Origin of the sequence: Flavobacterium noncentrifugens, assembly GCF_900100375.1 — a bacterium.
Lineage (GTDB): Bacteria > Bacteroidota > Bacteroidia > Flavobacteriales > Flavobacteriaceae > Flavobacterium > Flavobacterium noncentrifugens.
This window is the reverse complement of record NZ_FNEZ01000001.1, coordinates 535,812-550,303: the sequence shown is the minus strand read 5'-3', so window position 1 is coordinate 550,303 and position 14,492 is coordinate 535,812. Positions and strand designations below refer to the sequence as shown.

Here is a 14,492-nt window from a genome sequence, read left to right as displayed (position 1 = left end):
AAAAGTCAAAAGTCAAAAGTCAAAAGTCAAAAGTCAAAAAAAGGGAACTAAAGTTAAGTATTTTGATGCGATTAGTCACAATCAGAATCCGCAAACCTGGCCAATTATTAATAATTCCTTAATTAATTAAAAAAATCCGGCAACTCACATCACCGGATTCATTATCAATTAGTTTCGCTCAGTTCGGCCTTTGGCCTCGGGTGTCCATTATTAATGGCCATTGAATTTAGTCGTTCAATTTAAGTACCGCCATAAAAGCTTCCTGCGGAATCTCCACATTGCCCACCTGGCGCATTCTTTTCTTTCCTTTTTTCTGTTTTTCGAGCAGCTTGCGCTTCCGTGAAATATCCCCGCCGTAACATTTGGCGGTCACGTCTTTTCGAAGTGCCTTGATCGTTTCACGCGCGATGATCTTGGCGCCGATGGCGGCCTGGATCGGAATGTCAAACTGCTGTCTCGGGATCAGCTCGCGCAGTTTCTCGGTCATTTTCTTTCCGATATTGTACGCATTGTCGGCATGGATCAATGCAGAAAGCGCATCTACGATCGTTGCATTCAACAAAATATCTACTTTAACCAAATTTGAAGTACGCATGCCGATAGGCGAATAATCAAATGACGCATAGCCTTTAGAAACCGTTTTCAGCCTGTCGTAAAAATCAAATACGATTTCGGCCAAAGGCATGTCAAAATTGAGTTCGACCCTTTCAGTCGTCAAATAAGTCTGGTTCGTGATCACGCCGCGTTTTTCAATACACAGCGACATGACGTTGCCGACAAAATCAGATTTGGTAATAATCGTCGCCTTAATATAAGGTTCTTCCACACGGTCCATTCTCGAAGGTTCCGGCAAATCCGAAGGGTTGTTTACAATGATCGGTATTTCCGGGTCTTTTTTCGAATACGCAAAATACGACACGTTGGGAACCGTAGTGATCACGGTCATGTCAAATTCGCGCTCGAGCCTTTCCTGGATAATTTCCATGTGCAGCATGCCTAAAAACCCGCAACGGAACCCGAAGCCAAGCGCCGCAGAGCTTTCCGGTACGAATACCAACGAAGCGTCATTAAGCTGCAGTTTTTCCATCGAGTTGCGAAGCTCTTCATAATCCTCAGTATCCACAGGGTAAATTCCGGCAAATACCATCGGTTTGACGTCTTCGAAACCCGTGATCATATTGGTCGTTGGCGTTTTCGCATCCGTTAAGGTATCGCCCACTTTAACTTCTTTCGCTTCTTTGATCCCGGAGATCAGATAGCCAACATCTCCTGTAGAAATAACGCTTTTCGGAACCTGGTTTAATTTCAAAGTCCCAATCTCATCGGCATAATATTCATTGCCGGTAGCCATGAACTTGATTTTCTGGCCTTTTCGGATTTCGCCGTTTTTGACACGGAAAATGACCTCAATGCCGCGAAACGGGTTGTACACCGAATCAAAAATCAAAGCCTGCAACGGTTCGTCCTTTACACCTTTAGGTGCCGGGATTTTCTCAATGATCGCCGCCAATATGTTTTCTACCCCAAAGCCGGTTTTCCCCGAGGCGTGGATGATGTCTTCGAGTTTACAGCCCAGCAGGTCGATAATGTCGTCGCTTACTTCCTCAGGGTTCGCACTCGGCAAATCGACTTTATTCAATACCGGAATGATTTCAAGGTCGTTTTCCAAAGCTAAATACAGGTTCGAAATCGTTTGTGCCTGGATGCTTTGCGCCGCATCAACGATCAAAAGTGCGCCTTCACAGGCCGCAATCGAACGCGACACCTCATAAGAGAAATCAACGTGTCCGGGCGTGTCGATGAGGTTCAGGATGTAATCCTCGCCTTTGTATTTGTATTCCATCTGGATCGCGTGGCTCTTGATCGTAATCCCGCGTTCGCGTTCCAGATCCATATTGTCAAGCAGCTGCGCTTTCTCCTCACGGGCAGTCACGGTTTGTGTCGCGCCAAGCAAACGGTCGGCCAGCGTGCTTTTCCCGTGGTCGATATGCGCAATAATGCAAAAATTCCTGATGTGTTTCATAAGTTTGTTTTCCTGATTAACGGAAGGATCATAATCCATTGCCCATAATCAATTATCCATTAATTGGGCGTCCTTGAAGGACGGGAATTAATCTGCAAATATACTTTAAAGTCGGAAGCATCAAAGGAGAATCTGCAAAAAATAACAATCGGATTCAAAATACGCCATTTGCCGTATTGGAACGCTTTTCAACTTTTTGTAAATTAGCTAAAACTTTAAAAAACAATCAGATGAAAAAAACAGTACTGCTGCTTTTGCTGGTTTCCTCGGCAGCAATTGCACAAAAAATGAAGGTCGTTTCGGGCGATTTCAAAAACCTCAAAGGCATATCTGAATATGATGTGGCATTTGACTATACCGGGCTTACGGTAGACAAATTCAAGACCGAAGACGAATTCCTTGCCGACAAAATGAAAAAACGCGAGGAAAAAGGAAAAGACGAAGACTTCAAAACATCCTGGTTTGCCGACCGTGAAAAGCGCTACGAGCCCAAGTTTATCGAATCGTTCAACAAGCGTTTTGACGGCACTGTAAAAATCGACAAAGGGCTGAAATCGGCCAAATACAAAATGACGGTCAAAACCACCTGGATCCATCCGGGGTTTAATGTGGGCGTGGCCAGGAGCAATTCTAAAATTACGGCAGAAATCACGATCAGCGATGCGGCAAACCCTTCCAACGTGCTGCTCGTAGTAAGTTATGAAAAAGCCGAAGGTGCCGGGGCTATGGGCTACGACTTCGATTCGGGTTACCGCATTTCCGAAAGCTACGCCAAGCTCGCGAAAGAGTTTGCCTCCGATATTAAAAGCAAAGCAAAATAATATGGATACGATGAATGAAAGCCCGGTAATTCCGGGTTTTTTATGTGTAAATCCTGCGGCGCTGCAAGAGGCTAAATTGTAATATTTTTTTGACTAATTATTTTTTTATGAAAGTTTTAACAATTATGTTTGCATCCTAACCAAAACAAACGTTCTCATGAAAAAATTATGTTGCATTGCCATGGTGGTGTTGGCAGCCTTCCAGGGCCATTCGCAAAAAACACTATCGAGCGATTATTCTTATAAAGTCAGCGCGCCTTACCGCGTAGTGGACGCCGATAACAAATATTATTTTGCAAAAGGCAATGAATCCATGTCGATAAAAATGGATGAAAAAGTCACGACCATCCAGAAATTCGATAATGAAAAACCCGCTTTCATCAAACAAAAAGAATACGAAAAATATTTCCCTAAACATTTTGTGGTCGAGGCGGTAAAAGAATTCGCAGACAAATTTTTCATTTTCTATTCTTCGTGGGATGGAGATGCCAAAAAAGAGCAGCTGTTTGCCCAGGAAGTCGATTTTGCTTCCGGCGAATTTGCAGGACAGCCAAAACTGATTGTACAGGTAGATGGTAAAGTTGCCGGAACCCAGGTTCAGGACGGAATGATGAGCATCAAGACGATTGACAAATTCGAGATCATGGTTTCTTTCGACAAGAAAAACATGCTGGCAAAATACCGGAAGAAACCCGAAGTGAAAAACGACAAGAAAAGCTTCGACATCATCGGGCTTTGTGTATTCAATTCCAAACTTGAAAAAATGTCGGTTGAAGAAGCGACCATGCCTTACACAGAGCGCAGGATGGAAAACCTCGATTACCAGCTCGACAACCGTGGGAACCTTTTCATGCTCGAAAAAGTGTTCAATGACGACACGACCGACGACAAGAAAAGAAGAAAAGATACGGTGGCCAATTACCACATCGAAATGCTGAGCATTAAAAGCGGATCCAAAGAAATCAACATCTCTAAATTTGACAACCGCAGCAAGTTTATAGGCAAGGTATGGATGTTTGATACCAATAAGGATTACCTCGTTGGCGGTGGATTCTACAGCAACGGAAACAACGACGAATACAGGGATTACGATGGTGTATTTGTGTTTAAAGTGACTCCGGACGGGAAAATCATTGACCAGAAATTCCACCAGATCCCGCTCGACATCATGAATGCCAATGAGAGCAAGAAAAACATCAAGAAAAACGCCAAAAAAGAGGAAAAAGGCGAAGGGGCAAAAATGCGCCACCTGGTCATGGACGAAATGAGGGTTTTTGAAGACGGCAGCATGATGGTGATTGGGGAGCAATATGAATTGCAGTCACACACTTCGGGCGGCGGAATGAACGGCGGAATGCGTACGTATTATACCTACCATTACGGCGATATCCTGGCAACCTTGCTAACCTCTTCAGGTGATGTGGCATGGATGCGCAAGATGCCGAAAAACCAGGTTGGAAGCCAGGGACAGGGCGGCATGTCATACAAATATTTCTTTGCAAACAACAGCCATTATTTCACCTTCCTTGACAACGTCAAAAACATTGACCTCGCAAGCGACAAAGAGCCGGAAAGGCATTCAGACGGAAAAGGCGGTTACCTGACTTGTGTAAAGATCACACAGGCGGGCGACGTGAAAAAAGGCTCGATCCTCGATGCGCGTGAAGTAGATGATTTCAAGCTTTACCAGTTTTCAGTAGACCGCATCATCAAGACCAGCGAAACCACGTTCATGGTGGAGGCTTATAAGAAAAGCAAGGAAGACATTATGATCAAAGTCACGCTGAAATAATACAGCAACATTTTTAAAAGCGCCTTCATGGCGCTTTTTTTATTTAAAATAGTATATTCGTTTTAAATTTTTACGCATGAAGAAGCTGCTTATTGTTGTGTTTTTTTTATCGGCTGCGACTGGATTTTCGCAGCGTTTTGACATCCTTTCGGGCCAATTGAAAAACCTGAAGGGCATCACAGAATTCAACGTTACATTTGATTACAAGGATTTGAAAGTCCATGGTTACGATACAGAAGAAGCCTACCTGCAGGACAAAATGAAAAAACGCGAGGAAAAAGGAACAGATGAAACGTTTAAAGCCGCGTGGTATGCCGACCGCGGATCAAAATATGAGCCCAAGTTCATCGAATATTTCAACAAGAAGTTTGACAATGGCGAGATCAAAGTGGCAAAAAATCCCGAAGCCAAATACACCATGAACATTAAAACACTGTGGATTTATCCTGGCTATAGTGTTGTGGCTGCCGCCGAGCCTGCAAAGATCACGGCGATTGTAACCATCAGTGAAACTGCAAATCCGTCTAACATACTGGTCAGCATCGAATTTGACAAGTCCATCGGGATCGAACAGGGGCAATTTGATTTCGACCAGGGTTACCGCATCGCAGGCGCTTATGAAAAGCTCGCCAAAAACCTCAGCATGCAGCTTAAAAGATTTCTTTAATAAAGCACTGTCCTGAAATATAGTGTGCGATTTCAAAACTTTTATATGACAGACTAAAAATAAAAAAAAACCGATCAATTCGGGTTTTCTGCTTTTTGTTCGCTTTCCATCTTTAAAACGTGCGCCATATTTTTGATCAGGTTGTCGTGTTTCTTGACAAACGGATTGGTTTCATCCCAGACATATCCGGCCAAAACCGAGCATATTTTTTGCTTCACATCCATATTTTCAGGCTGGTGGAAAAACAGGGTCTGCAAATTCCCGGTATACCATTCTTTGACGTAAGTCGTAAAAACGCCAATGCCGCGGCGCATGTAACCTGTAAAATCTTCTTCCCAGTTTACAGCTTCGCCTTTGGATTCTTTAAGATATAGCTTGGCGGCGAGCATTCCCGATTCGGTTGCAAACGCTACGCCTGAAGAAAATACAGGATCTAAAAATTCAGAACTGTTGCCTGTTAAAGCAAAACCGTCGCCATACATGCTTTTTACTGAACGCGCATAATTTTCTAGTTTTACGGGCTCAAACAAAAAGTCGACCCCGCCAAAACGCTTCACATAATAGTCAGACAATTTGATTGCATTGTTCAATGCCTCGCGGTTGTCTTTGTTCTCAGACAAGGAATTGATGAATGAGGTTGGCCCAACGACACCAAGGCTCGTATTGCCATTCGAAAACGGAATTACCCAAAGCCAGACTTCCGTCTCTAAAATATCAAATGAGATCAAAGTGCCTTCTTCGCCTTCAGGACGGTTGACGTCTTTGACATGCGTAAATATGGAGGAATGCGGATCGAGTTTCGACGGCGTATCCAAATCCAATAATCGAGGCAAAACACGCCCGTATCCGCTGGAATCGATGATGAAATTGGCATGGATTTCCCTTGAAACTCCGGCTGCATCTTTCACAACGGTAATCGATTTCCTGCCTTCAAAACTTAAAGAAACGACTTCCGATTCAAATTCAAGGTCAATGCCTTTGCGGATGACTTCCTGAGCCATCGTATGGTCAAAATCAGCGCGCGGCACCTGCCAGGTCCAGTCCCAGCCTTTGCCATATTTGTTGCTGAAATCAAAAATGCAGATCTCCTCACCACGGATGAAACGGGCCCCGAGTTTTTTTTCAAAATGCATCACGTCCAGCGCTTCAAACAAACCGGCCTCGGCAAAATGGTCCATCACGCGCGGGATCAGGCTTTCGCCAACGACCAGGCGCGGGAATTTCGTTTTCTCAACCACCTTCACTTTCACATTGTTGTTGTGGAGGTAGCAGGCCGAAACGCATCCGGAAGGCCCGGCTCCAATCACTAACACATCAACAAACTCCTTTAACATATTTTTATAATATTATTGATTATTATCTTACATTTGCCGTTTCAAATTAACCACAATTATTTTAATAAAAAAAGCCGTTTTTGGTTTAATAAAAAAGTTTGATGAATACGATTAATGAACATCTGAGTTTGAAAGAATTTACAGCTATAATCTTTGGTAACAACAAGATAGATGTCAGCGAAAATGTTTTAAACAGGGTAGGGGAAAGCTTCGATTTTTTAAAAGAATTTTCTGGCAATAAAGTCATTTACGGGGTTAACACCGGCTTCGGGCCAATGGCGCAATACCGCATTAAAGACGAAGACCGCATCCAGTTGCAATACAACTTAATCCGCAGCCATTCTTCAGGGACCGGGAAACCGCTGAGCCCAATTGCAGTGAAAGCAGCAATACTGGCAAGGTTGAATACGCTTTCACTAGGTTATTCAGGCGTTCATCCATCGGTGATCCATTTGATGGCAGCACTGATCAACCGCGACATCACGCCTTTGATTTTTGAACACGGCGGCGTGGGTGCAAGCGGCGATTTAGTCCAATTGGCACATTTGGCTTTGGTATTGATCGGCGAAGGTGAAGTATTCTATAAAGGCGAAAGGAAATTCACCAAAGAAGTTTTTGAAACCGAAGGCTTGCAGCCGATCAATGTGGAGATCCGTGAAGGTTTGGCGTTGATGAACGGCACTTCGGTCATGACCGGAATCGGCGTAGTCAATGTGCATCTTGCCGATAAACTCCTCGACTGGTCATTAAAAGCATCGTGTGCGATCAATGAGATCGTCAAAGCATATGACGACCATTTCTCAGCTGAATTAAACGGAACCAAACTCCACAAAGGACAACTCGAAGTCGCAGCACGCATGCGCGAAAACCTATCCGACAGCACGCTGATCCGCAAACGTGAAGACCATTTGTATTCAGGCGAAAATACCGAAGACATCTTTAAGGAAAAAGTACAGGAATATTACTCGTTGCGTTGCGTACCACAGATTTTGGGACCGGTGCTTGAAACGATCGATAACGTGGCATCGGTGTTGGAAAACGAATTCAATTCGGCCAACGACAATCCGATTATCGATGTCAAAAACCAGCATGTATACCATGGCGGGAATTTCCACGGCGACTACATTTCACTTGAAATGGACAAGCTCAAAATCGTAATTACCAAATTAACGATGCTTGCCGAACGCCAGCTAAACTATTTGCTGAATTCAAAAATCAACGAAATACTGCCTCCGTTTGTAAACCTTGGAACGCTTGGTTTTAACTTCGGGATGCAGGGCGTACAATTTACCGCTACATCCACAACGGCTGAAAGCCAGATGTTGTCAAACCCGATGTACGTGCATTCGATCCCGAACAACAACGACAACCAGGATATTGTGAGCATGGGAACGAATTCGGCAGTCATCGCGTCGAAAGTCATCGAAAATGCATTTGAAGTATTGGCCATTGAATTCATCACGATCATCCAGGCGATTGAATATTTGGGACAACAGGGCCAGGTTTCGTCAGTGACTAAAAAAATCTATGACGACCTGCGGAATATTGTTCCCGTCTTCAAGGAAGACATGGTGATGTATCCGTTTGTACAAAGCGTAAAAGACTATTTGATAAATAATTAGTAATTTTATTATCCGTAAAATCAATTAAAATCAAAATCCTCATGAGAAAATTGCTTATTTTATTCGTATTGGCATTTCAGTTTGCAAATGCCCAGGAATTGGCACTCGTAAAAAAAGACGGCAAAATGGGATACATTTCCAAAACCGGGGATTTTGCGATTTCCCCCAAATTTAAAGTAGCCAAGAATTTTTCAGACGGATTGGCTGCCGCCGAAGACAACGGAAAATGGGGCTTCATCAACACCAAAGGCGAATGGGCGATCCCGGCAACCTTTGACGAAGCCAAATATTTCGACAGCGGGATTTGTGTCGTAGCCAAAGACAAAAAATGGTTTTACATCAATAAAAAAGGAGAAGAACTCAAAGCACCGGCATCGGATAAAGTGTTTGATTTTGAAGGTGGCATTGCATTCATCAAGCAAGGCGACAAAATCGGATTGATCAACCCGCAGATGAAAGTGGTTTTAGAGCCAAAATACGATGTCATTAAATCTTTCGAAGGCAATTATGCACGCGTGAAAAACAGCGACCGCTGGGGCATTATCGACAAAACCGGAAAAGTGGTTGTTGAGGTGATCTATGACGAGATCGGGAATTATTTTAAAGGAACGACCTGGGCGAAAAACGGAACGGCGTTCGGGCTTGTGGCCGCAGGGAAATTCAAAGCCATTGACGGCGTAGACAAAATCTGGGATTTCCATACGCAGGATCTGACTTATGCCAGAAAAGCAGAGAAAATCGGATTCATCGACCTTAAAGGAAACTGGGTGATTGAACCCAAATATGACAAAGCCAAAGCATTCGTGAAAAACCTGGCACCGGTGGCCGTTGGAAAAAAATGGGGCTACATTACTATGAAAGGCACGTTTGCGATTGAGCCGGGCTATAACGATGCTGAAATTTTTAGTGCCGACGGATTGGCGCCTGTAAAAGACAAGGACTGGGGATTTATCAATGAAAGCGGAAAGCTTGTGATCCCAACACAATACGGCATCTCGGCAGGCGGATTGTTCTCGATCTTCAAAGACGACGACAAAGGTTTTGTAAACGGCCTGGCCCGCGTAAAAAATGAAAAAAGATGGGGATTCTTAAAACCCGACGGAACTGTTTTGGGCAACCAATGGTATGACAACGCAGAGCCTTTTAATAAATAACAGCCCAAATTAAGAATATAAGCAATAGGATATGAAGTGTGCATTGGTAACCGGAGGTTCAAGGGGAATTGGAAGCGCAATATGCAAAAAATTGGCATCTGATTCAGAGTATTACATTCTGATCAACTACCAGTCCAATCAGGCTGCCGCCGAACAAACGCTTGAAGAAATTAAAAACCTTGGAGGAAAAGGCGAGATCATCAAATTCAATGTGGCTGATGCCGAAGACGTCAAATCGGCTTTAAGCCAATGGCAGGAAGCCAATCCCGAAGCGTTGGTCGAAGTCATCGTCAACAACGCAGGAATCACCAAGGACGGCCTGTTCATGTGGATGTCATCCGAAGACTGGACGAGCGTTGTAAACACCAGCCTCAACGGATTTTTCAACGTAACGAATTTCTTCATCCAGAAAATGCTGCGCAACAAATACGGCAGGATCGTTAATATGGTGTCGGTTTCCGGAGTAAAAGGAACGCCGGGCCAAACGAATTATTCTGCGGCAAAAGGCGCTGTGGTCGCGGCTACAAAAGCACTGGCGCAGGAAGTTGCAAAACGAAATATCACTGTAAATGCAGTGGCTCCGGGCTTCATCCGTACCGATATGACCGGAAATTTAGATGAAAAAGAATTGATAAAAATGATTCCAGTCAACCGTTTTGGCGAAGCCGAAGAAGTAGCCGAGCTTGTGAGTTTCCTTGCTTCGAGAAAAGCAAGTTACATCACCGGCGAAGTCATCAACATCAACGGCGGGATTTATTCATAACACTTAGGAGAAAGAAAATGAGCAAGAGAGTGGTGATTACCGGAATGGGGATTTATTCGTGCATTGGTACGTCTCTGGACGAAGTCAAAGATTCCCTGTACAACGGAAAATCGGGGATTCAGTTTGATGAACCGAGAAAGGAATTCGGCTTCCGTTCGGCTTTAACCGGTATGGTGCCGAAACCCGATTTGAAAGAATTATTAACGCGGAGACAGCGCATCAGCATAGGCGAAGAAACCGAATATGCGTATATGGCGACGATCGAAGCGCTCAAAAATGCCAAGATTGAAGATTCGTTTTTTGATGAAAATGAAGTCGGCATCATGTACGGAAACGACTCGGTTTCCAAAGCGATCATAGAAGCCACCGACATCATCCGCGAGAAAAAAGACACCGCCTTAATCGGTTCCGGAGCGATTTTCAAATCGATGAATTCGACCGTTACGATGAATTTATCTACCATTTTCAGGTTAAAAGGCATTAATTTAACGATCAGCGCAGCCTGCGCCAGCGGTTCACATTCGATCGGGCTGGCTTATTTCCTGATCAAGAGCGGCATGCAGGACATGATCATTTGCGGCGGCGCACAGGAAATCAACAAATACGCCATGTCAAGCTTCGACGGACTCGGTGTTTTTTCACCAAGGGAAGAAGAGCCAACAAAGGCTTCGCGCCCATTTGATTCTTCCCGTGACGGACTCGTTCCAAGCGGTGGCGGTGCGACCTTGATTTTAGAAAGCTATGAATCTGCCGTAAAACGCGGCGCGAATATCATTGCTGAGGTCATCGGTTACGGATTTTCATCGAATGGTGGCCACATTTCAACGCCAAATGTCGAAGGTCCGGCCAAAGCCATGCAAAAAGCACTCGATGAAGCCGGTGTCAAAGCATCCGATATTGATTATATCAACGCTCACGCAACATCAACGCCAGTCGGCGACAGCAACGAAGCAAAAGCCATTTTTGAAGTGTTCGGCGAAAGCAACCCGCATGTGAGTTCGACCAAATCGATGACCGGCCACGAATGCTGGATGGCAGGCGCGAGCGAGGTGATTTATTCAATTTTGATGATGCAGCATTCGTTCGTAGCTCCAAACATCAACCTCGAAAATCCTGACGAAGACTCGGCAAAATTAAATCTTGCGAGAACTACCATAAATAAAGAAATTAATATATTTTTGTCGAATTCCTTCGGATTTGGAGGAACCAACTCGGCGCTTGTCGTTAAAAAGTTTAAATCATAAGATGAATAAAGAGGAAATTATTGCGAAGATAAACGATTTCATGATTGATGAATTCGAAGTAGATGGAGAGGATATTCAGCCCGATGCAAATTTAAAAGACACTTTAGGCCTTGACAGCCTGGATTATGTAGATCTGGTGGTTTCAATCGAATCCAACTTTGGCGTAAAGCTCGTAGAAGTAGATTTCGTGGGCATTTCGTCGTTCCAGACTTTTTACGACCTGATCGAAAACAAGCTAAAAGCCAAAGGCAACTAAATGGGCCAATGGGACGGAAAATCAAAAGGTACGGTTTTAGGCTACAAGATTTTTGTCTTTTTCATTAAGAAAGCAGGAATCCGGTCGGCCTACTTCATTTTGTATTTTGTCGCTTCTTATTATTTTCTTTTCCTGACCAAAAGCAACCGCGCAATTTTTTATTATTTCCGACAACGATTGGGCTATTCGTGGCTCAAATCGAAGCGGATGGTTTTCAGGAGTTATTATACTTTCGGGCAAACGATTATCGACAAAATCTCCATTTCTGCCGGAATGCGCAGCCATTTCACATACGAATTCGACGGTGTGGAAATCCTCAAAAGGCTGCTTGCAGAGAAAAAAGGGGGTGTTTTGATCAGCGCACACATGGGAAATTTCGAGATTGCCGAGCATTTCTTCGGGGAAATCGACCTGGATTTCCAGATCAACCTGGTAACCACCGATCTCGAACATTCTGCAATCAAGAATTACCTTGAAAGCATCACAAAAAAATCAGGCATTAAATTCATTATCGTAAAAGACGACTTGTCGCATATTTTTGAAATCAATGCAGCACTGGCGCGAAATGAACTCGTGTGTTTCACCGGCGACCGCTATTTTCAAGGCGTCAAATTCCTGTCAGGCGATTTGCTTGGCGAACAGGCCAAATTCCCTGCCGGACCGTTTTTAATCGCTTCAAGGCTCAAAGTTCCCGTCGTTTTTGTTTATGTAATGAAAGAGCCGAAGCTGCATTACCATTTGTATGCACGCGAAGCCGAAGTGAAGCACCGCGATGAAAAGGCATTATTGAACGCCTACACCGAAAACGTCGAATCGATGATCGAAAGATATCCATTGCAATGGTTCAATTATTTTGATTTTTGGGACCAATTGGGCAAAAATTAAAGTATTGTCTAGTTTAGATAAATAACCGGCACGAATTCAAAAATTTAAAAATACCTGACAGCCACTGGCGAAAAACCAAATGTCTGCTAGACATTCTCCTCTTAATCTCAAATTCCCTTTAATTTCAAATGTGTAATTCGTGGCAAAAAAAGTTAAAACTGCAAATGTCTGTTTTCCAAACCATTCATTTTGTATTTTAGGAAGCTCAAAACCAGGTATGGAAAAATTTGATACGATCATTATCGGTTCCGGAGTGGGCGGACTGGCAACAGCGATTTGCCTTGCACGTGCCGGACAAAAAGTATTGGTTCTTGAACAGCATTATGTTCCCGGCGGCTGGAGCCATAGTTTTACGCTGGGCGGACAAAAATTCAGCCCCGGCGTGCATTATGTCGGACTCATCGATGAAGGACAATCTACGAATGAATTGTACCGCGGACTCGGCGTTGCTAATGACATGGTGTTTTTTCGGATGAATGAAAAAGCCTATGAACACTGCCTGATTGGCAACGAAACCATCGACATGCCGCAGGGCATCGAAAACCTCAGGAAATCACTTTCGGAACGTTTTCCAAAAGAAGCAAAAAACATAGCCGAATATTTGACATTGGTGCAAAATGTCAGCCGCGAACTGCAACTGATGCCAAAGCTCAAAGGCTGGTGGCAAAAAATTACAGTGCCTTTCCGTACAAAAAACTTCGGAAAATTTGCATTGTTCAGCGTCAAAAGAGTAGTCGATTGGCATGTCAAAGATCCGTTGCTCAAAGCGGTTTTGAACATCCAATCCGGAGATCACGGCGTGTCGCCAAACCGAGGCTGTTTTCCGGTGCATTGCTCGGTGATGAGCCATTATTTTGATGGTGGTTTTTATCCGATGGGCGGCGGTGGCGGCATCGTAAAAGCGATGACGAATGCTGTGAAAAGACATGGGAGTGAAGTACGCGTGAAGCAAAACGTTTCGAAGATTTTAATCGAAAATAAAAAAGCAGTCGGCGTGCAATTGGCCGACGGTACAAAAATCCTTTCGGATATTGTCGTTTCCAATGCCGATCCGACGATTACCTACGAGGATCTCATTGGCAAAGAACACCTGAGCAAAAGGCTTGTCAAAAAACTCGAAAAGACGAAATATTCAGTGACTTCGCTGATTTTGTTTCTGACTTTGGATGTGGATGTGACCCAATTCGGACTCGATTCAGGAAACATCTGGATGGCCAAAGATGAAGACCTCGATAAGCATTTCGAGCAACTGATGACCGAAGATTGTACGGAAGGCGATAAATTCCCGGCATTGTTTATCAGCTGCACCACGTTAAAAGATCCGGCGAGTTTCAACGGGCGTTACCATAATTTTGAGATTGTGACTTACGTTGATTACGACAACATCAAAGATTTTAAAGGCCTTGAAGATTACCATTGTCCGGAATATCTGGAATTCAAGGAAAAAATCACACAAAAATTCCTGAATAACATCGAAACGATCATTCCGAATGTCCGCAACCACATCGTGCAGGCAGAACTCGGAACACCAAAAACCAACGAGTTTTACATCAATTCCACCAAAGGAAATGTGTACGGAACCGAGAAAACCTTAAACCAGGTTGGCCCGTTCGCCTTTAAAAACAAAACTGAAATCGAAAATTTATACCTGTGCGGTGCAAGCACCTTATCGCACGGTGTTGGCGGTGCCACCCATTCGGGCGTGAACGCAGCGGCTTTAATTTTAAAATGTTCAACAGACGATTTAATTGTCGAAGACCCAAATCAGAAACTGCGCATTTACGACGCTGAAAAACCAAAAACCTGGCCCGATTGGGTGCATACGAAACGCTCGGATAAAGTCAGGACTTTCAAGGAAATAAAAGCCGATTGACTATAAGGAATCGCGAAACATGCCATTTGCGAACGCGTAATGAAACTTAATGCCTTAA

At 43.9% G+C, this 14,492-nt stretch carries 12 protein-coding genes; 10 read left to right on the top strand and 2 right to left on the bottom strand.

The genetic code is table 11. The features are described from left to right. Positions 1-226 precede the first annotated feature (226 nt). Entirely contained in the window at positions 227-2,023 is a 1,797-nt protein-coding gene (gene lepA, locus BLS32_RS02470; RefSeq protein ID WP_091392383.1) for a translation elongation factor 4, read from the bottom strand. A 230-nt stretch (positions 2,024-2,253) separates the two neighbouring features. Between lepA and BLS32_RS02465 the strand changes: the two genes are divergently transcribed. The 3 genes from BLS32_RS02465 (at position 2,254) to BLS32_RS02455 (ending at position 5,303) form a co-directional block, all read left to right on the top strand. After that, positions 2,254-2,844: a hypothetical protein gene (locus tag BLS32_RS02465; RefSeq protein WP_091391708.1), complete on the top strand. Its 591-nt coding sequence runs from the start codon at positions 2,254-2,256 to the stop codon at positions 2,842-2,844. Positions 2,845-3,001: 157 nt separating this feature from the next. After that, positions 3,002-4,636, top strand: coding sequence for a hypothetical protein (locus BLS32_RS02460; protein WP_091391707.1), 1,635 nt, complete (start codon positions 3,002-3,004; stop codon positions 4,634-4,636). Between the two features lie 76 nt (positions 4,637-4,712). Next, positions 4,713-5,303 carry a hypothetical protein gene (locus BLS32_RS02455; protein WP_091391706.1) on the top strand — a complete coding sequence of 197 codons (591 nt, stop codon included), beginning with the start codon at positions 4,713-4,715 and terminating at the stop codon, positions 5,301-5,303. A gap of 74 nt (positions 5,304-5,377) precedes the next feature. On the opposite strand, the gene BLS32_RS02450 is transcribed toward BLS32_RS02455, so the two are convergent. Then, the gene (locus tag BLS32_RS02450) at positions 5,378-6,637 is read right to left on the bottom strand and encodes an NAD(P)/FAD-dependent oxidoreductase (protein ID WP_091391705.1); all 1,260 of its coding nucleotides are present in this window, start codon (positions 6,635-6,637) and stop codon (positions 5,378-5,380) included. Between the two features lie 101 nt (positions 6,638-6,738). Between BLS32_RS02450 and BLS32_RS02445 the strand changes: the two genes are divergently transcribed. The 7 genes from BLS32_RS02445 (at position 6,739) to BLS32_RS02415 (ending at position 14,434) form a co-directional block, all read left to right on the top strand. After that, positions 6,739-8,259: a flexirubin biosynthesis tyrosine ammonia-lyase FlxA gene (locus BLS32_RS02445; RefSeq protein ID WP_091391704.1), complete on the top strand. Its 1,521-nt coding sequence runs from the start codon at positions 6,739-6,741 to the stop codon at positions 8,257-8,259. 41 nt (positions 8,260-8,300) lie between these two features. Then, positions 8,301-9,413 (top strand): WG repeat-containing protein, encoded by a 1,113-nt coding sequence (locus BLS32_RS02440; RefSeq protein WP_091391703.1) that lies wholly within the window; start codon positions 8,301-8,303, stop codon positions 9,411-9,413. Between the two features lie 31 nt (positions 9,414-9,444). Then, complete coding sequence (gene fabG / locus BLS32_RS02435; RefSeq protein ID WP_091391702.1) at positions 9,445-10,176, top strand: flexirubin biosynthesis SDR family reductase FlxB; 732 nt, start codon at positions 9,445-9,447, stop codon at positions 10,174-10,176. Positions 10,177-10,193: 17 nt separating this feature from the next. Beyond that, a complete protein-coding gene (locus tag BLS32_RS02430) occupies positions 10,194-11,420 on the top strand; it encodes a beta-ketoacyl-[acyl-carrier-protein] synthase family protein (RefSeq protein ID WP_091391701.1) in 1,227 nt (408 codons plus the stop codon). Between the two features lies 1 nt (position 11,421). Continuing rightward, positions 11,422-11,676 (top strand): acyl carrier protein, encoded by a 255-nt coding sequence (locus BLS32_RS02425; protein WP_091391700.1) that lies wholly within the window; start codon positions 11,422-11,424, stop codon positions 11,674-11,676. After that, entirely contained in the window at positions 11,677-12,561 is an 885-nt protein-coding gene (locus tag BLS32_RS02420) for an LpxL/LpxP family acyltransferase (RefSeq protein ID WP_091391699.1), read from the top strand. Positions 12,562-12,778: 217 nt separating this feature from the next. Continuing rightward, a complete protein-coding gene (locus BLS32_RS02415) occupies positions 12,779-14,434 on the top strand; it encodes a phytoene desaturase family protein (RefSeq protein ID WP_091391698.1) in 1,656 nt (551 codons plus the stop codon). The last annotated feature ends 58 nt before the right edge of the window (positions 14,435-14,492 follow it).